This window comes from Deltaproteobacteria bacterium (assembly GCA_013151235.1).
Lineage (GTDB): Bacteria > CG2-30-53-67 > CG2-30-53-67 > CG2-30-53-67 > CG2-30-53-67 > JAADIO01.
In genome coordinates this window covers 25,526-51,407 of record JAADIO010000008.1, presented here as the reverse complement: position 1 = coordinate 51,407, position 25,882 = coordinate 25,526, and the positions used below count along the sequence as shown (strand labels likewise).

25 protein-coding genes and 1 pseudogene are annotated in these 25,882 nt (G+C 55.1%); 18 read left to right on the top strand and 8 right to left on the bottom strand.

Annotated elements, in window-relative coordinates; genetic code table 11:
* Positions 1-42: 42 nt before the first annotated feature.
* From GXP58_02040 to GXP58_02015, 6 genes are all read left to right on the top strand, one after another.
* Positions 43-789 (top strand): peptidoglycan DD-metalloendopeptidase family protein, encoded by a 747-nt coding sequence (locus tag GXP58_02040; GenBank protein ID NOY52381.1) that lies wholly within the window; start codon positions 43-45, stop codon positions 787-789.
* Between the two features lie 200 nt (positions 790-989).
* Positions 990-1,493, top strand: a complete 504-nt coding sequence (locus GXP58_02035) for a flagellar protein FlgN (GenBank protein ID NOY52380.1) — start codon at positions 990-992, stop codon at positions 1,491-1,493.
* Positions 1,494-1,508: 15 nt separating this feature from the next.
* The gene (gene flgK / locus GXP58_02030; protein NOY52379.1) at positions 1,509-3,197 is read left to right on the top strand and encodes a flagellar hook-associated protein FlgK; all 1,689 of its coding nucleotides are present in this window, start codon (positions 1,509-1,511) and stop codon (positions 3,195-3,197) included.
* A gap of 11 nt (positions 3,198-3,208) precedes the next feature.
* Positions 3,209-4,093, top strand: coding sequence for a flagellar hook-associated protein 3 (gene flgL / locus GXP58_02025; protein ID NOY52378.1), 885 nt, complete (start codon positions 3,209-3,211; stop codon positions 4,091-4,093).
* Between the two features lie 41 nt (positions 4,094-4,134).
* Complete coding sequence (gene csrA / locus GXP58_02020; GenBank protein ID NOY52377.1) at positions 4,135-4,377, top strand: carbon storage regulator CsrA; 243 nt, start codon at positions 4,135-4,137, stop codon at positions 4,375-4,377.
* Positions 4,378-4,397: 20 nt separating this feature from the next.
* Complete coding sequence (locus GXP58_02015) at positions 4,398-4,892, top strand: flagellar assembly protein FliW (protein ID NOY52376.1); 495 nt, start codon at positions 4,398-4,400, stop codon at positions 4,890-4,892.
* Between the two features lie 81 nt (positions 4,893-4,973).
* On the opposite strand, the gene GXP58_02010 is transcribed toward GXP58_02015, so the two are convergent.
* From GXP58_02010 to GXP58_01980, 7 genes are all read right to left on the bottom strand, one after another.
* Entirely contained in the window at positions 4,974-5,324 is a 351-nt protein-coding gene (locus GXP58_02010; protein NOY52375.1) for a hypothetical protein, read from the bottom strand.
* Between the two features lie 64 nt (positions 5,325-5,388).
* On the bottom strand, positions 5,389-5,712 hold the full coding sequence (flgM, locus tag GXP58_02005; protein ID NOY52374.1) for a flagellar biosynthesis anti-sigma factor FlgM: 324 nt from the start codon (positions 5,710-5,712) through the stop codon (positions 5,389-5,391).
* A 223-nt stretch (positions 5,713-5,935) separates the two neighbouring features.
* The gene (locus GXP58_02000) at positions 5,936-6,259 is read right to left on the bottom strand and encodes a hypothetical protein (protein NOY52373.1); all 324 of its coding nucleotides are present in this window, start codon (positions 6,257-6,259) and stop codon (positions 5,936-5,938) included.
* A gap of 77 nt (positions 6,260-6,336) precedes the next feature.
* A complete protein-coding gene (locus GXP58_01995) occupies positions 6,337-7,047 on the bottom strand; it encodes a hypothetical protein (GenBank protein ID NOY52372.1) in 711 nt (236 codons plus the stop codon).
* Positions 7,048-7,122: 75 nt separating this feature from the next.
* Positions 7,123-9,207 (bottom strand): elongation factor G, encoded by a 2,085-nt coding sequence (locus GXP58_01990; GenBank protein ID NOY52371.1) that lies wholly within the window; start codon positions 9,205-9,207, stop codon positions 7,123-7,125.
* Between the two features lie 548 nt (positions 9,208-9,755).
* Positions 9,756-10,292 carry a response regulator gene (locus tag GXP58_01985; protein ID NOY52370.1) on the bottom strand — a complete coding sequence of 179 codons (537 nt, stop codon included), beginning with the start codon at positions 10,290-10,292 and terminating at the stop codon, positions 9,756-9,758.
* Between the two features lies 1 nt (position 10,293).
* Positions 10,294-11,694: a HAMP domain-containing histidine kinase gene (locus tag GXP58_01980; protein ID NOY52369.1), complete on the bottom strand. Its 1,401-nt coding sequence runs from the start codon at positions 11,692-11,694 to the stop codon at positions 10,294-10,296.
* 352 nt (positions 11,695-12,046) lie between these two features.
* On the opposite strand from GXP58_01980, the gene GXP58_01975 reads away from it, so the two are divergent.
* The 8 genes and pseudogenes from GXP58_01975 to GXP58_01940 all read left to right on the top strand — a co-directional run bounded on the left by GXP58_01975 (position 12,047) and on the right by GXP58_01940 (position 18,552).
* Complete coding sequence (locus GXP58_01975) at positions 12,047-13,468, top strand: transporter (protein ID NOY52368.1); 1,422 nt, start codon at positions 12,047-12,049, stop codon at positions 13,466-13,468.
* Between the two features lie 191 nt (positions 13,469-13,659).
* Complete coding sequence (locus GXP58_01970; GenBank protein ID NOY52367.1) at positions 13,660-14,121, top strand: nitrous oxide reductase accessory protein NosL; 462 nt, start codon at positions 13,660-13,662, stop codon at positions 14,119-14,121.
* A 47-nt stretch (positions 14,122-14,168) separates the two neighbouring features.
* Positions 14,169-14,432, top strand: coding sequence for a hypothetical protein (locus GXP58_01965; protein NOY52366.1), 264 nt, complete (start codon positions 14,169-14,171; stop codon positions 14,430-14,432).
* A gap of 10 nt (positions 14,433-14,442) precedes the next feature.
* Positions 14,443-15,597, top strand: coding sequence for an FtsX-like permease family protein (locus GXP58_01960; GenBank protein NOY52365.1), 1,155 nt, complete (start codon positions 14,443-14,445; stop codon positions 15,595-15,597).
* A 2-nt stretch (positions 15,598-15,599) separates the two neighbouring features.
* The gene (locus GXP58_01955; protein ID NOY52364.1) at positions 15,600-16,298 is read left to right on the top strand and encodes an ABC transporter ATP-binding protein; all 699 of its coding nucleotides are present in this window, start codon (positions 15,600-15,602) and stop codon (positions 16,296-16,298) included.
* Positions 16,295-17,305, top strand: coding sequence for a hypothetical protein (locus tag GXP58_01950; GenBank protein ID NOY52363.1), 1,011 nt, complete (start codon positions 16,295-16,297; stop codon positions 17,303-17,305). The genes GXP58_01955 and GXP58_01950 overlap by 4 nt, the downstream gene beginning before the upstream one ends.
* A gap of 549 nt (positions 17,306-17,854) precedes the next feature.
* A complete protein-coding gene (locus GXP58_01945) occupies positions 17,855-18,454 on the top strand; it encodes an MBL fold metallo-hydrolase (GenBank protein NOY52362.1) in 600 nt (199 codons plus the stop codon).
* Between the two features lie 17 nt (positions 18,455-18,471).
* A pseudogene (locus GXP58_01940) lies at positions 18,472-18,552 on the top strand (peptide-methionine (R)-S-oxide reductase).
* Here the strand turns inward: GXP58_01940 and GXP58_01935 are convergent.
* The gene (locus tag GXP58_01935; GenBank protein ID NOY52361.1) at positions 18,521-19,165 is read right to left on the bottom strand and encodes a hypothetical protein; all 645 of its coding nucleotides are present in this window, start codon (positions 19,163-19,165) and stop codon (positions 18,521-18,523) included. The pseudogene GXP58_01940 and the gene GXP58_01935 sit on opposite strands and share 32 nt — an antisense overlap.
* Positions 19,166-19,417: 252 nt before the next feature.
* Between GXP58_01935 and GXP58_01930 the strand changes: the two genes are divergently transcribed.
* The 4 genes from GXP58_01930 to GXP58_01915 all read left to right on the top strand — a co-directional run bounded on the left by GXP58_01930 (position 19,418) and on the right by GXP58_01915 (position 25,855).
* A complete protein-coding gene (locus tag GXP58_01930) occupies positions 19,418-20,707 on the top strand; it encodes a thiolase family protein (protein NOY52360.1) in 1,290 nt (429 codons plus the stop codon).
* Between the two features lie 81 nt (positions 20,708-20,788).
* Positions 20,789-22,930 (top strand): hypothetical protein, encoded by a 2,142-nt coding sequence (locus GXP58_01925; GenBank protein NOY52359.1) that lies wholly within the window; start codon positions 20,789-20,791, stop codon positions 22,928-22,930.
* Positions 22,931-22,958: 28 nt separating this feature from the next.
* Positions 22,959-24,701, top strand: a complete 1,743-nt coding sequence (locus GXP58_01920; protein NOY52358.1) for an acyl-CoA dehydrogenase — start codon at positions 22,959-22,961, stop codon at positions 24,699-24,701.
* Positions 24,701-25,855: an acyl-CoA dehydrogenase gene (locus GXP58_01915; protein ID NOY52357.1), complete on the top strand. Its 1,155-nt coding sequence runs from the start codon at positions 24,701-24,703 to the stop codon at positions 25,853-25,855. Before GXP58_01920 ends, GXP58_01915 begins: the two co-directional genes overlap by 1 nt.
* The last annotated feature ends 27 nt before the right edge of the window (positions 25,856-25,882 follow it).

The following is a 25,882-nucleotide window of genomic DNA, read 5'->3' as shown; positions in this document are numbered from 1 at the left end:
AATATTTCGCCCCTTCAATCCGGGTTCGCACAATCCGGGTTCATGGAAAAGTCTGAACGAATTGAAAAGACCTTTGCCGGCACCTCCCCTCACTCCCAAGACAAAAAAGAAGCCATCAAGGCGGGACATGAGTTTGAATCCTTCCTGCTGACTTATATGATTAAAAAGATGCGCGATACGGTGATGCAGTCGGATCTTCTGGGTAACCGGAAGGCGGAAAATATTTATCGTTCCATGCTCGATGAACAGATTGCGCATGAACTTTCTCAACGGGGAGGACTCGGTCTGGCCGACATGATCAGCCGTCAACTGGAACGGCAAACCGGAGCAAGACATGCGTCGCCCCTGAAAGTCGAATCATCACTGCAGGGGGTGGGACATTTGAATCAGGATTTAGGTCTTACCGTTTCGGCACAAATTTCATCCGGTTACGGGTGGCGGCGGGATCCCTTCACCGGAGAGCGGAAATGGCACGACGGGATCGACATTGCTCTTCCAGCCGGGTCTCCGGTGCGGGCGGCCGGCAACGGAAAGGTGATATTCAGTGGGGAAATACGGGGGTATGGAAAGGTTGTTATCCTGCGTCATGCCGGTGGTGTGGAAACGGTCTATGCCCACAATCAAGAAAATGAATGCAGGGAAGGGGAGTATGTCCGGAAAGGGGAGATCCTCGGCCGTGTCGGTTGCACAGGCCGTGCCACCGGGCCTCATCTCCATTTCGAGATTAGAAAAGCTGGAAAGGCAGTCAACCCCTCCCGCTATATTCATTCCCGGATGGCAGTGATATGAGGGACCGACGGAAATGAAAAATGCGGCAGATCATAAAGTTTCGGGAAGAGTTTGCCGATAAGAAAAAAAAAAGCCTTGCTGTGAGAGGCGGAGACGGGTGCAATATGAAAAGGAATGAACATGCAATCACGTACAGTGTACTTCCGGGACAGAATCGACATTTCCGTCACATGAAACCCCATCCGACCGGGGAGGTTCCCATGAAGAAAATGGAAACTTTCGAGGCCCTTCTTGATGTTTTGCAGGAAGAGGTCCGAATTTACCGTTCCCTCATTGATCTTCTTCAGGAAGAGCAGAAAGGGCTGATCCTGGCCGACCTGGAAGTGATCGAAGAGGTTGAAAAAAAGAAAGAAACGGTCTATCTGAAAAGCAAACTTCTGGAAGAGAGCCGTCAAACCCTTGTGGAGAAGATCTGTTCCCTTTGCGGCATTCCCGGAGAGGACCCTCCTCTTTCCCGGATCATTCAAGCCTCCGGCGGCCGCTGCTCGGTACCTCTGTCCGCCTGTCAGGGGGAATTGCGTGAACTCCTGACGACTGTTCAGAACCTTGTGAAGATGAATGAAGGTCTTGTAGGGACCTCCCTGGATTTTATCCGCGGGTCCCTCTCGATTTTTCAGCATCCCTCCGGTCAACCGGTCTACAGCCCGGACGGACAAATCGAGACAAAAGAGGAATCGGAGTGTCGTGTGAATCAGCGGGCATAGAAAGGCAAGGACAGCATGGGTGCAATTCTCGGGATTCTCGATACAAGCTTGAAATCGCTTCAGAGCCAGCAGATTGCGCTGGAAGTGAGTTCGCATAATATTGCCAATGTTAATACGCCGGGCTATTCAAAACAGTCTGCCGTGATGGAGACGACCAATCCTGCCTCTCTTGGATCGGTCGGTCAGCTTGGTACGGGAGTCATGGTTTCACATATCGAACGGACTCACGATAATTTTACGACCAACCAGATTAATCTTCAGGAACAGTACTACGGGAGTGCAACGGCAAAGAAAGCGACCCTGACGGCAGCAGAGATGGTCTTTAACGAATCGAACGGGGGAGGGCTGGGAAGCGCGATCAGCGATTTTTTCAATGCATGGGAGAGCCTTGCAGGACGTCCGGAGAGTTCGGCGGAACGGACCGGAGTGGTACAAAGCGCGAACAATCTGGTATCGGAGTTCTCCCGTGTCTATGAGCATGTCAGCGGTGTCAAGGATGAATCGGATCGGTCCATTTCCAGCGTCGTGGACCAGATCAATGACTTGTCGTCGGAGATTACCGATCTGAACGTTCAGATTCAGTCGATTGAGGCCGGGGGACAACATGCCAATGATCTGCGTGACAAACGGGACTTGTTAATACAACAGATATCGGAACTGGTTGGCGTTCATTCTCTGGAGGCGGATGACGGGCTGGTTTCCATCGTCCTGCCTGGAGGAATCTCTTTGGTCCAGGGAATTTCCTATAACTCCCTTTCCGTCACGAACGGCAGTAGCGGCAGTGTTGTGAATCTGGTTGATTCTACGGGAACGGTCACTGATATTACGAGCCGGATCAGCGGGGGAAAGTTGGGCGGCAATATCCAGGCCCGGGATGATGATATAAAAAGCTATCTTGATACCTTAAACGATCTGGCTGCACGGATCGTCATTGAAGTGAATAAGGTTCACTATGGCGGGTACGGTCTCGACGGTTCTACAGGCAATCTCTTTTTTACCCAGGTTCCTCTGACGAGCTCCGCCGACAGTAGTAATACCGGCGGAGCCTCGATTAGTACCGGAACGATCAGTGACCCGACCGCGTTGACGGCTGACGATTATGAAATTCGATTCACCTCGTCTTCCGCCTATGATGTCGTCAATACCACGACAGGGACGACCGTTGCCACCGGTTCCGGCTATACCTCGGGAGGAAACATTACGGATATCCCCGGCATTACGGTGGTCATCACCGACGGGGGGGGAGCGCCGGCTGCAGGTGACATCTTTTCCGTTGGGATCAATAAGACCGGTATGGCAAAAGGAATTTCCGTGAGCAGCGCCGTGGCCTCCTCGACGGATAAAATTGCCGCGGCCACGGAAGATCCCATCTCCGTCAGTGGAACAGGGGACAACCGGAATGCACTGGCCATCGGAGATCTGACCGACAGCGACACCATGAATGCCGGTACGGCGACCTTTGGAGAGGCCTACAGCTTTCTTGTGTCGGACGTCGGATATGCGTCCAGCCAGGCGGAGAAGGATGAGAACCTCTATGACCTTTCCATCCAGGAACTGACGAACCTCAGGGATTCGGTCTCCGGGGTCTCCATTGATGAGGAATCGGTCAATCTGATAAAATATCAGAATGCCTATAGTGCTGCCGCCCGAATGTTCAATGTTGCCAAGGACTTGATGGATATTTTGGTGAACCTGGGACGTTAGATGCGAGGGACATGATGCGTGTTTCCAACAGTCAGATCTACAATATGGCCAATCGTTACCTGGAGCAGACTTCCACGGCCTATTTTAATGCCAACGAACAGGTCTCGTCCGGGAAGAGAATCAACCGGCCTTCCGATGACCCAAACGGTGCCGGACGCGTCACCCGTTACCGGGCGGATCTTTCACGACTGGCCCAATACCAGGAAAATATCAGCCATGCGAGAACCTTTCTCAATCAGACGGAATCGACGCTGAACCTGATTAATAGTCTACGGGTTTCCGCCAAAGAGATTGCTTTGCAGGGGGCCAACGGGAATCATTCATCGACGGAACTGGATAACATGGCACAAAGTATCGCGACGATCAAATCGCAGCTGGTAAGCTTGGCAAATACCCAGGTAGGGGATGAGTACATTTTCGGCGGATATGACGTCTCCTCCCCTCCTTATGACAGCAGCGGTAATTATTCCGGCGACGACGGCGAAATCGAGATCCGGATCGGGAAGAACAGTACGATCAAACTGAACTTTCCCGGCGAGAATGTGTTGGGGGCGGCCGGGGGGGTTGATCTCTTCCAGACGTTGACCGACCTGCAAACCGCGTTATCCGGAAATGATCTTTCCGGCATCCAGACCAGCATCGGAAATCTTGATGCGTCGGAAGAACAGATCATGTCCGCCTGGTCCATTACGGGCTATCGGGTGAACAATCTTGATGGTGCTTCCAACGTTCTTGATCAGATCAACCTTGACACGACGGAGTTGATTTCCGATACGGAAGATGTGGATATGAGTCAGGCCATGATGAATTTTTCAAAACAAGAGGTTGCTCTTCAAGCGGTGATGGCATCCTCGGCAAAAATCCTCCAGACCAATTTATTGAATTTTCTGAAATAATCTTTCCCCGGTTTTGCGCCGGAGAGGATGGTGAGGTCCCCATGCTGGTCTTGACAAGGAAGTTAGGCCAAGATATTTTTCTGAACGACGAGATTCGTATTGTTGTCAAAGAGATCAAGGGAAAACAGGTGCGGATTGGAATTGAAGCGCCGGCCTTCGTTTCCGTTTACCGCGGCGAAATTTACCGCCAGATTCAGGAAGAAAATCGCCGGGCTTCTGCAATGAACCTGGAGGAGGCCCGGGATATGGCGGAATTCCTGAACCGTAAAGAAAAACCGGAATAGTGTTGAGAGAGGAGAACCTTTTGATTATCCAAACAAGGTTGTTCGGCGAGATTGAAATCGAAGAGGAGAAGCTCCTGACCTTTCCGTCCGGACTTGTGGGAATGCCTCATCTCAAAAGGTTTATTCTGCTGGACCGGGAGGAGGACAGCCCTTTCCGGTGGATGCAGTCGCTGAACGATCCTTCCATTGCCTTCCTGACCTTGGAACCACAGGTTTTTCGTTCCGACTATCATGTGATGGTGCAGCAGGAGGAAGTCGCCCATCTCGGGATTACGGAGGAGACCGAAACGCTGGTCCTCTGCATTGTGACCCTTTACCGGGAACCGAAGACGCTCACGGCGAACCTTCAGGGGCCCCTGGTGATTAATGTGGAAAAACGGCAGGGAAAACAGGTGATCCTGCTGGAGAATCAATATACGCCCCGTCACGATATTCTGCAGGAAATCGGCCATGGGCGAGGTGACCGGCATGGGGAACCGGAAGGCAATGTTCTGGAATTAAAGCAGGGGAGATGAACTGCCTGGCGGACGAGCAGAGTATGAACCAAGACGGAAAAAGCCGGAGATGAACCTCGGCTTTTTTGATTGGCCATAATATCATGCCGTGATATCAAGCAGTGTCCCTACGGGTTCTTCCTCGGTCCGGAAAAAAGCGGCGTTGGCCTCGAAGCCTCGCTGGGCATTGGACATTTCGAATATTTCTTTGCCGAGATCTACATCATTGGAACTTGCGGTATTGCTGTTTCCCTCCACCGGTTGAGAAAAGGCCTCCTCGGTATTGACCTGCTCCACCTGAGAGCTGACGCCTCCTTCGCTGTTCGTCTCGAAGGCGAGGCGGCTTCTCTTGAAGTCCTTTGATTCAGCATTGGCGATGTTGTTTGCGCCGACACCGACCTTTTTTCCCTGTGCAACCAGACCTGAGTAGGCGGCGTGCAATCCATCAATCATGATGTCTTACCTCCGATCTACTCCCGAACCCTCCTGCGGAAAATCCGCGATCAATCGAGTGGTGCTACATTTCCAGCAGTTCCTCCCTTATTTGATCCAGCATCCGGCCTGCGACTTTATTGCTGTCCACCCGGTAGATACCCTGATCGACGGCCCGTTTAACCTCTTCGACTTTTGAGGCTCGGATCTCCGGGGTCGTCCGGACAATTTCGGAGGCCTGCAGGATGCCCTGAGCCTGACCGGAGATCTCAATCCGGTCTCCCTGCAGGGTGTTGTTGACCTCCGTATTTTTCCGTCCCTGAGTGGAGGATGGTTCAATGCCCTGCGTCTCGGGTTTCCGTTGCAAGGGATCCTGACTATGAATCTGGTTTGAAGAGGGGATCTTCATTTTTTCTCCCATGAAGTAACGTGCAATAAAAACAGATAGTTAAGGGGTTAACCTCATGTTTGGTGTTAAGTTTTGCATTTCTTCCTCTCCTTTCTCTTACATCTTATCGGCAGTCTCGGCGCGAACTTTAGAAAAAAACGAAGAAATGTTAAATTTTTTTATCCGATGAGAAAGAAGAAATATCCCTGAAGTGTCGGTTCTGCGCGGGAGAGCGGTCGTACCGTCAGAGGAGATTGCCGTTATCGAAACTTCCCCGGTATCTTCTCCGTTCTTCCATCAGAACGTCAAAAACATTGGCGTTGAAGGCCGGGATGACACCGGCTTCACCGGAATCGGGCTGAATCATGTAGCGGAAGGAGGCCAGTTGCCCATGTTTTTCCGCCATGTTTTTCCATCCATTAACGAAGAGAGGGCACTCATCGTTGGTGCAGACCCAGAGAAAATTGCTCCCCCAGATCGGAATCTCGGAATACCGGAGATCCGGCATCTGATATTCTTCCATCGTACGGCTGCAATGTGGACAGGTGGGGTTGGTTTCGTTTTTCAATGGGGCTCCTTTTTCTTTCATTGAAAGTGCTTAGATCATACCTGCATTGAACAGGGATTGCAACCTTCAAAAGGTATTTATTCGTCCATCAAAAGGAAGGTGTTCGGATTCAGACGAAGCGGCAGATCTTCCTCAACGGGATGGTCATGATCTTTCAGGAGCTTGAGTTGAATCACCGCCTCTTTCGGTTCCAGAAAGATGATGACGGAGAAGAGGTCATCCACCTCGTGACAGGGAGCGGGAATTCCTCGCTCGTTGATGATTTTTGAATCCCGGTGTGTCCGGGCGGAGAACCAGACCTCCAGTGATCGATCCTTGGCCAGATATTCAAAGGCCGCCAGCGTATCCCAGCCGGAGTCTTCCTTTTCAAAATCGAAACCGTCGATCAGGAGAATCTCCGGCAGAAAACCGCCGTCTTTGGCGAGGTCCTCCAGATCCAGGGCGAGCTTTCGTACGGTAAAGGTCTCCGGAGTATAGGAGAGAATGATGCGCTGCCGTTCCAGCTCTTCGGAGAGCTTTTCCGGGTTTTGGATTTCGAAACCGGTGCAGAGGTCGGAAAGTATCTCACGATACCAGAGCCGGATCTCCTCCACCGATTCCCCGATTCCTACATGGACGGCCTTCTGGTTCTTGAACAGACTGTCCAGCGCTACATGGATCAGGCAGGCCGTCTTGCCGACTCCCGCCCGGGCCATGAAGACACCGAGGTTGCCTTTTCCCAAACCTCCCTGTGTTGCTTTTTGCAAGATTCTCATCGGACTCTTCAAGGTGAACTCCTGTTTCAGCATCGTCCGGTCTCCCGGTTCAGGATTCCTCAGACGGGGGATCTTCAGAAAGAAGAACGTGCGAGGTTACACAAAACCTTATGCGCTCTTTTTCTGCTCGGAATATTCTTTGACCAGTTCTTCCGCAATGCTTTGCGGGACCTGCTTGTAGCGGGCAAACTCCATGGTGAATTCCGCCTTTCCCTGCGTGGAGGAGCGGAGTACCGTAGAATATCCGAACATTTCGGCCAGCGGGACCTCGGCTTCGACGACGGAGAAGCTTCCGTCTTCCGTGACCCCGGAGATCATCCCCCGGCGTTGATTCAGGGTGCCGAGAATGGAACCCTGGAATTCCGAGGGACCTTCCACTGCGACCTTCATGATCGGTTCCAGAATGACTGGTTTGGCTTTGGCGTAGGCCTCCAGAAACGCACCTCGGGCGGCCTGTTGGAAAGCAACGTCGGAAGAGTCCACGGAGTGGGAACTTCCGTCATTGATCGTGATCTGAATGCCGGAGATGGGAAAACCGATGAGCCGTCCCTTCTCCATGCATCCCTTGAATCCCTTGTCGCAGGAGGGGATGAATTCGGTCGGAATTGCCCCGCCTTTAATTTCATCGATAAAGTTGTATTCGCCGTCGGGATAGGGTTCCATGAACCCGGCTACCCGGCCATACTGTCCGGAACCGCCGGTCTGTTTTTTATGGGTATAGTTGAAATCCGACCGCACGGAAATGGTTTCCCGATAGGCCACCTGGGGCATACCCGTTTCTACAGCGGCACTGTATTCCCGCCGCATCCGTTCGATGTAGACATCCAGGTGCAGTTCACCCATCCCGGAAATGATCGTTTCGCCGCTTTCGGGATCCACATAGGTACGGAAGGTCGGGTCTTCCTTGGTGAAACGATTCAATGCCTTGGACATGTTCACCTGAGACTTGTTGTCCTCCGGTGTCACCGTCAGGCTGATCACCGGTGCCGGGACATGCATGGAGGTCATGGTGTAATTCAGTTCCTGGGCGGTGAAGGTGTCTCCCGAGGAGCAGTCCACACCGAAGAGTGCAACAATGTCGCCGCTTGCGGCCTCTTCGATATCCTCCATATTGTCGGAGTGCATCCGGACCAGCCGACCGACCTTGATCTTCTTCCCGCTCCGGGTATTATAGAGAGTATCTCCCTTGGCGATCTTTCCCTGATAGATCCGGATATAGGTAAGCTGTCCGTAGCGGCCGTCCTCAAGTTTGAAGGCCAGTGCGACCGTCGGATCCTCCGGAGAGGAACTGAGGGTGACTTCCGCTTCGTCCTGATCGAGATCAAGGGCCGTATTGGTGACTTCTTCAGGATTGGGAAGATAGTGAATGACGGCATCAAGAAGATTCTGGACCCCCTTGTTTTTATAGGCCGATCCGATGAAGACCGGTGTCAGTTCCAGAGAAATCGTCCCCTTGCGGACGGCTTCGTGAATCAGCTCCTCCGTGACGTTTTCTTCGAGGATTGCCTCCATCAATTCATCGGAAAACATCGAGACGGCATCAAGCATCTCTTCCCGTTTCGCATCCGCCTCCTCCTGCAGTTCCGCCGGGATCTCTTCGATGTGCAGCTTCTCGCCGTTATCACCGTCGAAGTAGCAAGCCTTCATCGTGACCAGGTCGACGACCCCCTGCAAGTCGGCTTCGAGGCCGATGGGAATCTGCATGGCCACGGCATTGTGTCCTAATTTTTCCCGCAACTGGGTGATGACACGGTTAGGATTGGCTCCGGAACGGTCACACTTATTAATGAAGGCAATCCGGGGGACGTTGTAACGCCGCATTTGGCGGTCAACGGTAATCGACTGGGATTGCACCCCGCCGACCGAGCAGAGAACGAGGACGGCGCCGTCGAGGACGCGCAGTGCCCGTTCCACCTCGATGGTAAAGTCCACATGTCCCGGGGTGTCGATAATGTTGATGAAACTGTCCTTCCATTCGCAATAGGTCGCGGCGGAAGCGATCGTAATTCCCCGCTCCTTTTCCAGTTCCATGGAGTCCATGGTGGCACCCACGCCGTCTTTCCCCTTGACATCATGAATGGCATGAATCCGGTTCGTGTAAAAAAGAATCCGTTCCGTCAGGGTCGTCTTCCCGGAGTCGATGTGTGCGCTGATCCCGATGTTGCGTACTTTGTTTTGGTCTGTTCGTTTCATCTTCCTGCATCCTTTATGTTGCTCAATGTCATGACAATATAGATTGCCCAAACGCCGACAACCTTTGACGGCGTTACCTGATCGTTGATGTTTTCGGGTGAATCCGCAAGAAACACGCAGGCTCAATCAGAGGTGGGGTGATACGGTTTGCCCTTGGATTCCAACTCCCTGCAAAATATTGTTTAAAACCCCTGAATCCGACCTTTCCTTTCCAGCCGAATCCAAACACTGCATATTACTATTACAAAAAAATAAAGTCAACCAAATAATTTTCCTGGACTTCCCCCAATTTTCCAGCTGGGTTCAAACATCTGTTCAGTCGATGCTACACACAGGCAGGTGTGACAGAGGAGAGTATTGGGAAAAACGAAAAACAAATGCAAAGATCATTCGCCACATGGAAAAAATGTATATCAGATGATGCTTTTGCCCCCAATCGCCGAGACGGATGCGGCCCGGCACCCAGGCCTGGCCGACTTTCCCTGAGTTTCTCTGCAAGGTTCCCCTCATGAGGAACCCTGCACGAACCCGAGCAAGTCGATGGATCATTATTGTTTGGGGGGATATTTGCGCAACTTTCTCTGGAGGGTGCGCCGATGTACACCGAGTTTGCGGGCCGCAGCGGAAATGTTCCCCTGGCAATCATGGAGGACACGGTTGATGTGCTCCCATTCCGACCTGGCCAGTGACGGGGAAGAAAAATCGCTTTCTTCAAGCTGCAAACGCAGATCAGTGTTTCTGGCAAAAGCACTAATGATGTCATCTACATCCGCAGGCTTTGGGAGATAACAGACGGCCCCTAATTTGGTTGCTTCAATGGCGGTAGCGATACTGCCATACCCGGTGAGTACCACTATTTTCATGTTCGGATGGATCTGCTGCGTCTTTTTGATCAGTTCGATGCCGTTTTTTCCTGGCATCCTGAGGTCAACCACCGCCATGGCGGGCTGATGGAAGCGGATTTTGCTCACGGCTTCATCGTAATTGCCGGCAGAAAAGACCGTGTAACCCCTGCTTTTGAATGCACGGGTCAGACGATTTCTAAAAACGACCTCGTCGTCGACCAGCAAGATCGAATGCTCCATTTTACAATTCCTTTCCTGGGGGAAGAGCGTTCGCTTTCGCCGGTTTTATGGCGATTTTTTCAAGAGCGAAAGAGAGGGTGGCCGTGGTGCCTTTTCCCAACTCGGAATCAAGGTGGAGAGATCCTCCGAATTGTTCCGCAACGGTTTTGGCAAGAAAGAGCCCCAAACCGAGATCCTTGCCCGGACTTTTCGTGGTGAAGAAGGGATCGATCGCCTTGTCGAGGGTTTCCGTTTCCATGCCGGTTCCGTGATCTTCAACAATAATATACAAAAATCGACTGTCCGTGTTGCAGTAAAGCCGGATTTGTCCATCCGGTTTTGAGGCGTCGAGGCCGTTCTTGACAAGACCTCTGATCACTCGTGCCAGGGTTCGACAAGGGATACGAAACACAAGGTTGCCGGCCGCGGAGTCAAGCAGAATCAGGCGGTGCCCTTGTTCCGAAAACGGCTCAACGGCTTCGGCAAGCAATGCATTGATGCTGATCTCCTCCAGTTTCTCTCCCATCGGCTGGCCGGCATCCGTGGCCATCTGGTTGAGGATCCTACGACAATGCTCCACCTGCTCCCGGATCAGGATTGTGTCGTCAATGTGTTCCGAACTTTCCCCTTGCCGTTTGAGTGAGTGTAACATTTCTCCGGTGGCCACAGCAATCACGGAAAGAGGTGTGGAGAGTTCGTGGGCGGCGCCGGCGGCCAGCGTCGCCAATGATGCCAGCTTCTCGCCCCGCATCTTCTCTTGCTGCAAAGAGATCAAGGTTTCCTGATGATACTCCAATGTTTTGCGGATCTTGCCGACAAAAAAGACAATGAAAACGGCGGTGATCGCAAAGGCGACCCACATCCCCTGCAAGTGCATGACCATGGGAAGCTCAAGATGTGAACCGTGGGCCATGGGCAGATGAAAAGGGCTGCCGGAGAGGGTTTCCCACTGAGGAAAAGGCAAGGGCAGTGGACTGAGTGACGACAACAGAAAAAAACTGCCGTAGCAACAAATAGCGAAGAGGCTCATCCCCCAGGCCCAAGCCGATTTCATAAGGATCGTGGCAAGCACGATGTACACGAGATAAAGAAAGGTGAAGGGGTTCATCGGACCACCGGTGTCAGCCAAGAGGACAGTGAGTAAAACCAAATCGAGGAGGATGACCGGGTTGATGAGCCATCCCGGAATGGTCGACCCACGATGCACCAGCCATTGGAAGAAGATGTTGCTCCCCGCTTCAAAAAGAATGATGGCGGCAACGATGCCCCAGGGCAGCTCAATCGCAAAAGCGAGATGGACGATCAAGACCAGGAAGGTCAGACAAGCCACCGCCCCCCAACGCAAATGCAACAGCCATCGGAATGCAATCTGAGTCGGGGCGGTAGCCATCTGCCTTCCAGGGTGAAAAGCGGCATTTTGCATGAAGACCTCCTGCGTGAAGGCAATGAGTAAATCGTTTTCAATAAAACAAGGGCCTGTACTTGGAAGTCCGGATCAACGTATTTCGGCAATGGCTAAAGAGCAAAATAGCATAACAATAAAACAAATGTAACATGAATCCTGGATCATTGCATTCAGGGGCCTCACGCGAACAGGTCGCACAGTGATTCAATTCGTTCTCTTCGCCGGGCGAGTCATTACCGACCGTCCCCTCAGCAATTTTTCCCTCTTGCGACAATTTGCCGCATTCCCGGATCACGACCTTGTGTTATTCTGGATTCCATTAATCCGTACATACTCCAGAACGTTAATACAAGATCAGGAGGTGAAATTTATGGAAGAAAAATATTGCATCCTTCCTCTGTTTTTCTGTCTTGTTTTTGTAACTTCCTCCGCCGTGGCCGACCCTCTGCAGCCGGGGCCGAAAGTACGCTGTCCCGTCTGCGGGATGTATGTTGCCCCCTATCCCGGCTGGGTCAGCTCGCTCACATTCTCCGAAGGCTCCCGTCTCTTTTTCGATGGTCCCAGGGACCTCTTTACCTATATCTTTCAACTTCCTGCCGAGGGGCGGAAATCCTCGGACATCACCGTCATTCGCGTGACCGACCACAAAACACATGATTGGATTGATGCACGATCGGCCTGGTTCGTTTTGGGATCCTCTGTTTCCGGACCGATGGGGGAAGAGCTGATTCCCTTCGGATCCAAGGGCGAGGCGAAGGCCTTTCTTGCCGAACGGGGGGGAACAGCCCTGCTCGCCTTTGACGAGATCACACCGACCACCTTGGCGGAACTCTCCGCTACGGGGGGCTTCGCCCACACGGGCGGGTTCGAGCCGATCGGGGTCATGGGGGCACATACCCACCATCCTGGCGGGATCATGCTCTCCTACCGCTATATGACGATGAAGATGGAGGGAAACCGGGACGGGACCGAGCGGATAGGGAAAGATGAAGTTCACAAGACATTTATGGTCGTCCCCGAGAAGATGACCATGGAGATGCACATGCTCGGTGCCATGGTTGCCCCTGACCCCGACCTCACCTTCATGGCTATGGTCCCCTATCTTGTCATCAAAATGGACAACGAGCGGAAGATGATGATGAATGTGCAGAGGTTTACAACAAAATCGGAAGGGGTCGGTGACGTGAAGGTGAGCGTCCTCTGTCACTTCTTCCATCAAGACACGCACGACCTGATCGCAAAGGTTGGCCTCAGTCTCCCCACCGGCTCCATCGACCGGAAGGATGATACCCCCACCGGGAAGAACCAGCATCTGCCTTACCCCATGCAACTCGGATCGGGGACCTTCGATCTCCTCCCCGGCATTACCTACCTTGGGAGAAGCAACCCCTGGTTCTGGGGCGCCCAGGGGATCGCCACCTTCCGGCTGGGGGAAAACAGCAACGACTATACCCTGGGGAACCGAATCGACTTGACCGGCTGGCTCACCCGCAGGGTGAATCGGAAATTCAGCCTCTCCGTACGGCTCGACGGAACATCCTGGGGGAAGATCGATGGCGCCGACTCCGACCTCTCCCCGACGATGACCGCCATGACTCCTACGGCCGATCCCGAGCGGCGGGGAGGGACCCGTCTCGACCTCCTCCTCGGGTTGGCCTTCGATACTTCCGGGGGCCGTCACCGGGGGCACCGTCTGACCCTCGAAGGGGGACTTCCCCTCTACCAGCGTCTCGACGGACCCCAGTTGGAGACCGACTGGAAGTTGACCGCCGGGTGGCAATGGACCTTCTGAAAGGACCGGGAAAGAATGAGAGTTGAAAATTTGGAATTGAAAAGCCAAATCAAAACGCTGAAAGCTTCCGGCTCGTAAGGATTTTGGTTTGACGGTGAACAGGGCGTGTGCTTGAATGCCCCGAGCAGAAATGGGGCGGACCTTTTATAATATTTCCCGGCGGGAAAACCGGAATGAAAACAACAACCATCCTGCGAATGCTCTTCCTTTTTCTCACCTTTATGACTCCGGGGGGGATCGCCCATGCTGACCCGGCCCACCCGGGTCCGAAGGATCATTGTCCGGTCTGCGGCATGTTTGTCGCGAAGTATGACCGATGGCTCGCACAGGTGGTCCTTCCCGACGGCCGTCACCGCTTCTTTGACGGCCCCAAGGACCTCTTCCGTTATATCCTGGAACCGAAGAAGTACGACCATGATGTGGACAAGAATCAAATCCGTGAGGTCTATGTCACCGACTACTATACGACCCAAACCGTTCCTGCCGAAAAGGCCTTGTTTGTCGTCGGAAGTGACGTGATGGGCCCCATGGGGCCGGAACTGGTGCCGGTGTTGGGCCAGGAAAAGGCTGAAACCTTCAGGAAGGACCACCGTGGGAAACGGATCCTTTCCTTCCACGAGGTCACCCTTTTAGACCTCCCGGGGATGCAATGAAGAAGCACAAGATCTTTCTCGGCATCACCATCGTGGAGTGCCTCGTTCTGGGGCTGTTATTCTTTTTTTCCCGCGTCTGCCTGACCCGGGAAGAACGGGTAATCCCGGCAAAGAGAGAACTGGTGAAAACTCTTGAACTGACGGACCTTGCGATCTGGACGGAGGCCCGTTATACCCGGCATCCTTCGCAGGCGGACTGCTTCACCCCTTTTCAGGATTCCCCTTCCGCCTTCGAGCATTTTCCGGCCGGCTCGATCCTGGCACCGGGGAGGCCGGCGGATTCAACAACCACCTTGCAAATCCGGCGGTAAAGTCTATATCATGCGACGTCTGAAGATCCTCGAATACGCCCTTTCCTCCCTCCTGCGGAGAAAATACAAGAACCTCTCCCTCGTGATCGTCTATGCCTTGACCATCTCGATCCTGGCCTCCATTCTTTTTCTCACCCATGCATTGAAGCAAGAGGCCGAAGCGGTTTTTTCCGATGCGCCGAACCTGATCGTCCAGAAGCTCTTCGCAGGCAGGCACGACCTCATCTCGACGGACGATATCCATTTGATCCGCAAGATCCCCGGTGTCGGCGATGTCCATCCGCGATACTGGGGCTACTACTTCGACGCCCTCTCCCAATCGAACTATACCTTCATGGGGATCCGGGAGGGCCTTCCCGGACTCAAATTGGTGGAAGGGCAAATGCCTGCCGAAGAGGGGGAATGTACCATCGGCCGGGGGGTCGCCCGGGCGCAGTTCACCGGCCTGGGGGACCAACTGGTCCTCATCGACAGCCGGAACAAGAGTGTCAAATTCCGCATCGTCGGCATTTTTGATGCCGCCTCCAACCTGCTGAGTAACGATCTGGTCCTGATGACCCGGAAGGGCATTCAGAAATTCTTCGACTTTCCCTCCAACCGGGCGACGGACATTGTTGTCGAGGTTTACAATCCCGAAGAAATTTCCACGGTGGCCGCAAAGATCAGAAAGATGCTGCCGGGCACCCGCCCCATTGCCAAAGACGAGATCTTCCGGACCTATGACTCGGTCTTCAACTGGCGGAGCGGCATGATGCTCACCCTCTTCTCCGCCGCCCTCTTCGCTTTTTCGATCCTCGCCTGGGACAAGGCCACGGGGATCAGCGGCGCGGAAAAGAATGAGATCGGGATTCTCAAGGCCGTGGGATGGGACACGGCGGACATCCTGGAACTGAAGTTTTGGGAGGGGATCGTCATCTCCTTCACGGCCTTGCTGGGGGGACTGACTGCCGCCTTCGTCCATGTCTTTTTCTTCAACGCCCCTCTGTTGACCCCGGTCCTTAAGGGGTGGTCGGTCCTTTTCCCGACCTTCCGGTTGACGCCTTATATCGATCTCTACCAGGTGTTCGTCATCGCATTGTTGACGGTTGCTCCCTACATTGCCTGCACGGTGATCCCTTCCTGGAAGGCGGCGGTAACGGACCCGGAAATGGTAATGAGGAGTTGATCATGAGGGAAACGAATCTGATCCAAACGGAAGGAGTGACGAAGATCTACAATGCCCACCAACCTGATGAGATCCGGGCGCTGGAGGGGATCTCTCTCCATATTGCACCGGGGGAGACAACGGTTTTCAAGGGACCGAGCGGCTCGGGCAAGACCTCTCTTTTAAGTCTCATCGGCTGCATGGCCCGTCCAACCTCCGGCAGGGTGATCGTCCGCGGGAAGGATGTGGCTAAACTTCCGGAGCGTTTCCTGACGCAGATCCGCAGGAGGACCTTCGGTTTCATTTTCCAGCAGTTCAACCTGATTCGGAAGGCCGATGTGCTGGAAAATGTCACCCTCCCCCTGTTTCCGGGAAGGAGATCCTTCACCGAGATCCGGGAACGGGCGGAGTCACTCCTCGACCGGTTCGAGCTGACCGGGAAAAGACATCGGAAGGTCCATCAACTCTCCGGCGGAGAACAACAGCGGGTCGCGATCGCCCGGGCGCTGATCAACAATCCGGAAGTTCTCATCGCCGACGAACCGACGGCCCATCTGGATCGAAAACTGGCGGAGGACCTCGTGGAGATCCTCTCCTCCCTCCACCGGGAAGGTAAAACGGTCATAATGGCCACCCACGACCCCTTTCTCTATGACCATCCCTTCGTCAACCGGATCATCGAGATACAGGACGGACGGATTGAAGGAGCCCTCCCGTCGTGATTCTCCATCCCGGCATCCTCGCCCTTCTTGCAGGCTCCGTCATCACCTTCGCCATGCTCCTCTACGCCGCGGGAACGGGCATTCAGATCCTTCGGGGCTGGGATTTCACAAGCAGTTCGGAAAGACAACTACTGCTTGAACGCAAGACCTTCCTCGTCTCGACGATTGTTAACTACACCTTCGGTTTTCAAATTCTCTCGCTCCTTCTTTTTCTCTATACCGCCGATAGGCTTCATCCGCAATTCGTCGGTGCCATGTGTGCCACGGGTTCCCTCAACGCCAACCCTGCAGGATGGAATGTCCTTTTTCTGAAGATCATCCTCGGTTTCGCCTCCGCCTTCTGGATCACCGGAAACATCCTGGACCAGCGGGCCGAAGACTTCCCCCTGGTTCGACCGAAATATACGGCTCTTTTGTTCCTGACGCCCCTCGTCGGTCTCGACCTCTATTTCCAACTCCGTTACTTTACGGGACTTCATCCGGAGGTCATCACCTCCTGCTGCGGTTCCCTCTTCAGCGAAAGGGGATTTACCATCGCCTCCGGTCTGGCGGCCCTTCCGCCCCGGCCGATGATGCGCCTCTTCTACGGGACCCTTCTCGCCGACCTGGGGGTTGCCCTGCTCTGTCTGAAATCGTCCTCCGGAACGAGTCGGATACTCCTCGCGCTCTTCTCCGTGGTCACTTTTTTCGTTGCCATCGCATCGATCGTCTCTTTCGTATCGATCTATATCTACGAACTCCCCTCCCACCACTGCCCCTTCGACATTCTGCAGCAAGGTTATGACTTTGTCGGCTACCCGATCTACCTGACTCTTTTTGGCGGGGTCTTTTTCGGGATCCTGCCGGGCCTCTTTCATCCCATGAAGAAGATCGCAACCCTCCAGGGGTTGATTGAGGGGACGGAACAGAAATGGATTCTCCTCTCCATCCTGTTGATCTGCTCTTTCGTGGTGCTCTGTTCCCGGCCCGTGGTCTTTGGGGCCTTTACTCTGCAGGGGTATCGGTAATCCTCTACGCCCATAGGATAGGGTGAGAGTGGGGGGTGCTACGTTTCTTCCACCACATTCTTCGCGGTCCTATTCGTAAACAGGTGACCAATCTGTACGGACACGCACAGAGCCTCTTAGAACTTTGTTATTTTTATATTGATACCTGCATATGAGTCTGTTACTGGTTTATAATAGCCGAAAAACCTCAGGTACAATATCAGGGAGTTTTCTATCATGTTATTGTTAGGGGTAATCAGCGTCAAGAGGTCTTCCTTTATGCCGAAGATTACCAGCAATACCGGAACCGCCTGATAACCTATCAGAGATGCTATTCGTGTACATTCTACGCTTAGGTCCTCCTGTCGAACCATGTTCATCTGTTGATTGAGCAAGACGAAACGGACCTGTCCAAAATCATGTAGGGGCTTCAGTAAAGCCTGAGTCCAGGACTCTCCCTTTTCAAAAGTGAAGAATTCCGATACGATTGGATAGAATACTGTATCACTCTTGGATGGACGAACAAGGGAGGGATAACTATTGTATTTTCAACAGGTTTCGGTAGGAAAGATGCGGAATTTCGCCTATCTTTTCGGTTGTGAGAAGAGCCGGGTTGCGGCGGTCGTGGATCCCGGATTTGAGGTGGAAAAGATCCTGGACTTGTCCAGAGCTGATGAATACCGGATCGGGTACATCTTCATCTCCCACGGCCACGGGGACCATATCTGCGGTTGTCGGAAGATGATCGATGTGACTTCCGCCCGGGTGGTGGCGCACCGTGCCGAAGTGGAGGGGCTCCGGCAAGCGGGCCTTCCTGTCGATCTTGCGGTGGATGAGAATGATGTCGTGAAGGTGGGCGATGTTTCTGTTCGGGTTCTCCATACCCCCGGTCATACGCCGGGGGGGCTCTGTCTGCTGCTGGACGGGGAAAAACTGATTACCGGAGATACCCTCTTTGTAGGGGACTGCGGGCGGGTGGATCTTCCCGGCGGGGATGGAAAGGCCCTCTACGACAGCATTCAGGGAAAACTGATGCTGCTCGATGATGCCGTGGAGGTCTGGCCGGGACATGATTACGGGGAACGGCCTTCTTCCACCATTGGTAAAGAAAAAAAGGGGAATGCCGCGATGACCTGCCGGAGCTTTGAGGAGTTCATGGCACTTCCGTGAAGGTGAGTGAGAAGAAGGGACAGGTCTTCAGGGACGGTCCTGAACCGAGCGGGTTTCATTACTGTATCAATTCGGCGGCTCTGCGTTTTGTGAAGTAAATCCCTGGGGCAGGGCGGTCTGTCTTTCCTCGGCTTCCAGCCTTCCCCGGATCGCCCGCATAATCTTGTAGGTCTGGGTCCGGGTGTACATTTTGATAAACCAGCCGGGGTAGTACCGCCCGATATTCAGATAGGTGACCTGCTTGACGTGGGAGTGATCCCCCCGGTCGGTGATCTCAATGGTTCCGTCGTTTCGAAGGATGTTCCCGCCCACCTTTTGCCACCGGGCGATAGCCTTTTTCTTGTCGAACCGTACCAGAAGGGTACTTTTCAGATCTTCGAAAGGCCAGGGGAGATCCATGACGACCTCCAGGATCAGCCGGTTTGAGGATCCATGAAGGACTTTCGACCGGATATCCTTCGGCATGAAGGTGTTCAGGTTGTAATAGTCGCAGATGACCCCGCAGACCTTGTCCTTCGTAGCCTGAAAATCGGCTTCCATGGTGTACTTCTTGACCCCCTTTTCCCCGGTATCTTTCAGGGAATAGGTGACGTTGGTCAGCATGACCCCTTTTGCAACTGGTTTCACGGCCGCTGCCGGCTCAGCCGCAACAAAACAGGTTAAGAAAAGTATCTGGAAGATCCATCCTGTCCCGGCATTTGGTTTCCGCATCGATTTTCTCCTTTTTCTCTCTCAGTCAAACTATAAAATCTACCGGGAGAATGTCAAGCGATGAATTGATACAGGGGATGAATGAATCACCTCAACTATCGGAAAATTCAACGGTTTCGTTGACAGGGAAAGACCCTGTGGGGTATACTTGTTCAGAAGGTTGCCGGGCAGATACGACGTTTGTTCGGTGATTTGACAAACGGAAGATTTGAGGTCATAAAGATGTAACAACGTCCTTCCTGGGGAGGCTCTATGAAAAAGAAGAGGGTAGTGATCGTGGATGGGGTTAGGACCCCTTATATCAAGGCCTGGACCCTCTTTGATAACCTCTCCGCATCGGAACTCGGCTGCATCGCTGTCCGGGAACTGCTGGAGCGTCTTGATCTCGACCCTGCCGTCGTCAATGAAGTGATCATCGGAAATGTGGGCCAGCCGGCAGATTCGGCGAATATCGCCCGGGTAATCTCTCTCAAGGCCGGAATCCCGAGAGAGGCCCCAGCCTATACCGTCCAGCGGAACTGCGCCTCGGGGATGCAGGCCGTCATCAATGCGTATCGCCAGATCATCCTCGGCGAGTCCGGGGTCATCATCGCCGGCGGCGTGGAGTCGATGAGTAACATCCCCTTCTTTTATTCGAAATCCCTTCAGGGAATTATTCAGGCCTTCCAGCGTGCGAAATCTCTTCCCGCCCGAATCAAGGTACTCTCTTCCCTCCGCCCGGCTCATTTCAGGCCGGTGATCGGCCTCCTTCTCGGTCTGACCGATCCGGTCTGCGGCCTGAACATGGGGCAGACCGCCGAAGTCCTCGCCAGGGAGTTCGGGATATCCAGGGAGGATCAGGATGCCTTTTCCCTCGTGAGCCACCAGCGTGCCGAAAATGCGATTGAGGAGGGCCGTCTCGGTGATGAGATCGTTCCGGTCTACGTGCCGCCGAAATTCAAGGGGGCTGTTGCGCAAGACAACGGTGTCCGGAGAGGTCAGTCTCTGGAAGCGTTGGGTAAACTTAAGCCCGTTTTTGATAAACGCCACGGCACGGTCACGGCGGGGAACTCCTCCCAGATTACCGATGGTGCGGCGGCCGTCCTTGTCATGTCGGAGGAGAAGGCCGCCGAACTCGGTTACGAACCAATGGGGTTCATCCGCTCGTACGGATTTGCGGGTTGCGATCCCGGCCGGATGGGGTTGGGACCGGTCTTTGCCACGGACCTGGCCTTAAGAAAGGCACAGCTTGCCTTTGAAGACCTTGACCTTTTTGAGATCAACGAGGCCTTCGCCGCCCAGGTCCTGGCCTGCGAACGGGCGATCTCCTCAGAGGATTTTGCAAAAAAACATCTCGACCGGAAATCCCCTCTGGGAGAGATCGACCGAAAAAAACTGAATGTCAACGGCGGGGCGATCGCTTTGGGCCATCCCGTGGGCTCCAGCGGCACCCGGTTGATCCTGACCCTTTTGAAAGAAATGAAGCGGCGGAAGTTGCACCTCGGCCTGGCCACCCTCTGTATCGGCGGCGGACAGGGGGGCGCCGTGATCGTGGAGAGATGAACCGGTGCAAACGGCTCGAGCGGTTTAAACAGCTTGAACGGTTTGAACGGTTTGAACTGATTTTATACCCCCGGAGGAATCATGATGGATTCTCCAATCGATGTTCAGATTCGTGAAGACGGCATTGCGCTTTTGACCTTTGACCTTCCGGGTGAAAAGGTGAACAAGCTCACCTCCGCCGTGATGGAGTCCTTTTCGCAGGCGATCAACGACCTTGCTGCGAATCACGATGTGCAGGCGATCATCATTAAAAGCGCGAAGAAGGGAATCTTTATCGCCGGAGCCGATATCCGTGAGATCGAGGGAATTGCGGAGCCCCATCACGGAGAGGATCTGGCCCGGCGGGGGCAGATCATCCTCGACCGTCTGGAGAGCCTTCCCATCCCGGTGATCGCCGCCATCGACGGTGTCTGCCTCGGCGGCGGGATGGAACTCGCCCTGGCCTGTCACTACCGTATCATTACGGACCATCCCAAAACCGTCCTCGGTCAGCCGGAAGTGAAATTGGGGATCATCCCCGGGTTCGGCGGCACCCAGCGCCTCCCCCGCCTAATCGGGATTCAAAAGGCGCTCTCCTGCATCCTTACGGGGAAGAATATCTATCCGGGAAAAGCAAAGCGGTTCGGACTTGCCGATGATGTCGTTCCCAGGGAGATCCTCTTCGATACGGCCGTCGCCTTTGCAAAGAAGGTCATGGGTTCCGGCTGGCGACGTCCCGAGGGGATGCGCCGGAAGATGGATCTCATGGAGATGCTCCTCGAGACCACTCCCATCGGCCGGAAGATCCTGTTCAGGAAGGCCCGGGAACAGACGGAGAAGCAGGGCCGGGGACACTACCCGGCGCCTTTGCGCGCCCTCGACGCCATGGAGCAGGGATTCCTCCGGGGCATGAAAGAGGGGCTCGTCATCGAGGCCCGTTACCTCGGCGAGACGGCGGTGACGCCGGTCTCGAAGAACTTGATCTCCGTCTTCTATCTCCGGGAGGAGTTCAGGAAAGACCGGGGCGTGTCCGATGATTCGATCGAACCCCTGCCGGTCCGGAAGGTGGGGGTCCTGGGCGCTGGCATCATGGGGGGCGGGATTGCCGAACTCTTCGCCGAAGGGGAAATCCCCGTCCGGATGAAGGATATCAACACGACCGCCGTTGCCGGCGGGCTCCGGGCCGCCTACCGGGTCCTGGCCGGGAAGAAGAAAAAGCGGATAATCGGCCGCAAGGATCTGGACCGCAAGTTCGGTTACATCAGCGGGACGACGGAGAAGACCGGCTTTGCCCGTACGGACCTTGTGGTCGAGGCGGTCGTAGAGAAGATGGAGATCAAGAAGGCGGTCCTCCGGGAGATCGAAGAGGTCCTGCCGGATCATGCGATTTTCGCCTCGAACACCTCTTCCCTCTCCGTGACGGAGATGGCCGCGGCCTCCCGCAACCCGGAGAAGGTCGTTGGGATGCACTTCTTCAACCCCGTGGACAGGATGCCCCTCGTAGAGGTGATCCGGGGGAAACAGACCTCCGACGAGACGGTGGCCACGATCGTCGCCCTTTCACAAAGACTCGGCAAGACCCCGATCGTGGTGCGCGACCGGGAAGGGTTCCTCGTCAACCGGATCCTCATGCCCTACCTGAACGAGGGGGCGTTGCTCGTTGAAGAAGGGGTCGGGATCGGGAGGATCGACCGGTTCATGCTCGATTTCGGCATGCCGATGGGGGTCTTCATCCTCCTCGATGCCATCGGTCTCGACGTCGCCTTCAAGGTGGCCGGGATCCTTCATGAGGCCTACGGCGACCGGATGCGGCCCTCCGTGATCCTCGAAAAAATGGTTGAGGCGGACCGGCTCGGGAAGAAGAACGGCAAGGGCTTTTACGTCTACCGGAAAAAAGAGAAGAGCGTCGCTCCTGAGACGGAGAAGATTGTCGCCTCCGTCCGGAAGGGTGCGTCGGGGATCCTGGAAAAAGAGATCTCGGGGCGGCTGGTCCTGTGCATGATCAACGAGGCGGCCATGATCCTGGAAGAGGGGATCGCCGACCGGCCGTCGGTGGTCGATGCCGGAATGATCTTCGGCACCGGTTTTCCTCCTTTCCGGGGCGGGCTTCTCCGGTATGCCGACACCCTGGGGCTTGCGGCGATCCGGAAAGACCTGGAGGATTATGCCGAACGGTTCGGCGAGCGTTTCAAACCGGCGGCCCTGATCGTTGAGATGGCGGAACAGGGCAAAACATTCTATTAACCGTTTCCGTGCAACACAGGAGAGTCTCATGACCGACCAGGAAAAAAGGAGCTTCTGCAAGGCCCTCTTCGCGGGGAAGATCGAAGAGGATCTCCTCTTTCCTTATCCTCACCTTGAGGGGGAGGAACTGGAAAATCTCAACATCATTGTCGATTCGGTGGGGAAGTTCTGCCGCGACCGGATCAATCCGGAGAAGATCGACAGGGAAAAGAAGATCCCCGACGAGGTGATGGCGGGGCTGGCCGAACTGGGTCTGATGGGGATGGTCATTCCCGAAGAATATGAAGGGTTCGCCCTTTCCCAACGGGCTTACTGCAGGGTGATTGAGGAACTCTCCCGTCACAGTGCCTCTGTGGCGGTGACCGTGGGGGGGCACCAGTCGATCGGTTTCAAGGGGCTCCTCCTCTTCGGAACGGAGGAACAGAAACGGAAGTACCTGCCGAAACTGGCCACCGGGGAGATGATCGCCGCCTTCTGTCTGACCGAGCCCGGCGCCGGGTCCGACGCGCAGGGGCTGAAGGCCACGGCCGTCCGGAAGGAGGATCACTACCTCCTCAACGGATCAAAGCAGTGGGTGACCAACGGCGGGATGGCCGAATATTTCACCGTTTTCGCCAAGACCGAGGTGGAGGTGCAGGGAGAGAAGAAGAACCGGGTTACCGCCTTTATCGTGACGAAGGATCTGGGCGGGATTACCATCGGACCCGAAGAGAAGAAATTAGGCATCCGGGGTTCCTCCACGACGCCGGTGATTTTTGAAAATGTCAAGGTTCCTCTCGAAAACCTCTTGGGTGCTGAAGGGGAGGGGTTCAAGGTCGCCATGGAGGTTCTGAACTCGGGACGGCTGGGACTTGCTTCCGGCTGCGTCGGTGCGGCGAAGAGAATGATCGAGGCCTCCGTCGCCCATGCAAAGGAACGGGAGCAATTCAGAAAACCGATCGCCGAATTTGAAATGATCCGGGAGAAGATCTCCCGCATGGTGGTCGATACCTACGCCATGGAGAGCGTCACCTACATGACGGCGGGACTGGTCGACCGGGGGGATGTCGACTATTCCCTGGAGTCGGCGATCTCCAAGGTCTTTTCCACCGACCGTGTCTGGGAAGTCATCAACGACGCCCTCCAGATCATGGGGGGAAACGGTTATATGGAGGAGTACCCCCACGAGCGGTTTCTCCGGGATGCCCGGATTAACATGATCTTTGAAGGGACCAACGAGATCCTCCGGCTCTTCATTGCTCTTTCCGGGCTGCAGGGGCCGGGAGAAGAACTGAAGGAGGTTGCCCGGGCCATCAAGGACCCCCTTCACAACATCGGACAGCTGGCCGACTACGCTGTCCGGAAGATTACCTCCCTCGCGGGGGATCGGATCGGGAAGGCCGATCCCCTCCTGGAAGAGGAAGTCCGGCGGGTGGAGGAGTCTGTCCGCCATCTCCCCGAGGCGGCGGAGAAGGTCCTCCGCCGGTACCGGAAGAAGATCGTGGAACGGGAATACATCCTCGAGCGGATAGCCGGGATGGTGATCGATTTATATGTAATGACCTGCGTCATCTCCCGCGTGACCGACTCCATCCGCAGGCGCGGCGCGGAGCCTTCAGCGACGGAGATCGACATCTGCCGGACCTTCTGCAATTTCGCCCGGCGCAGGGTCCGGCGCAACAGCCGGATGATCGACGGAAACGACGATGAACTTCTCACGAGGATCGCGGGGGCGGCCCTGGAGAAGTCCGCCTACCCGGTACAATCCCGTGACCGGGCCGGGGAGGGGTGATGGACTTCCACTTCACCGACGAGCAGCGAATGATCCGGGAGATGGTGAAGAAGTTCACCGACCGGGAGGTCCGCCCCCTTGCTGCGCTGATCGACCGGGAAAAAGAGATCCCGGGGGAACTGATCGCCAAAGGGGCACAGAACGGTCTCTTCGGGATCGCCATCCCCGAGGCTCACGGCGGAAGCGGCTTCGGTGAGGTCGGTTACTGCATCATGATGGAGGAGCTCTCGCACGGCTGTGCGAGTTTCGCCATCACCGTTGCCGCACACCAGAGCATCGGCTGCATGCCGATCCTCCTCGACGGTACGGAAGAGCAGAAGCGGACCTTCCTTGTCCCGATGGCAGCGGGGGAGAAGTTGGGCGCGTTTGCACTGACGGAACCTTCGGCCGGTTCCGACGCCGGGAGTATACGGACCCGCGCCGTCGAGGACGGCGGCGACTTCGTAATCAACGGAAGCAAGATCTGGATTACCAACGGGGGGATCGCCGACATCGTGATCCTCTACGCCGTGACCGACCCGGAGAAGGGGCCCCACGGAGGGATTACCGCCTTCATCGTTCCGACGGACACCCCCGGATTTTCCGTGGGTACGATTGAGGAGAAGATGGGAATTCGCGGCTCCAGCACGGCGGAGCTGATCTTCGAGGAGATGCGGGTCCCGAAGTCCCAGGTCCTGGGCAACGTCGGCGGCGGATTCAGAAACGCCATGCGGACCCTCGACTACGGCCGGCTCGGTCTCGGCGCAGCGGCCCTCGGCGCGTCGAAGGAGATGCTGGTCCTCTCCATTCGCCATGCCGGGGAGCGGGAGCAGTTCGGCCGCCCGATCGCCGATCAGCAGATCATCCAGTTCTATCTCGCAGAGATGGGAGCGAAGATCTTCGCGATGGAGAGCATGGTCTACCGGACGGCGGCGATGGCCGACGCCGGGGAGAACTTCTCACGGGAGTCGGCGACGGTGAAACTTCTCTGTACCGAGTGGCAGGGTCAGATCGTTGATCGGGCCATGCAGATTCATGCCGGGATGGGGTACATGACCCATATGCCGATCGAGCGGTTCTACCGGGACGCCCGGATCAACCGGATCTTCGAGGGAACCAACGAGATACAGCATCTCGTCATCGCACGGGACCTGCTGAAAAAAGGCGGGTACTGAGCGGCCCTATTCGTAAATACGGTGACG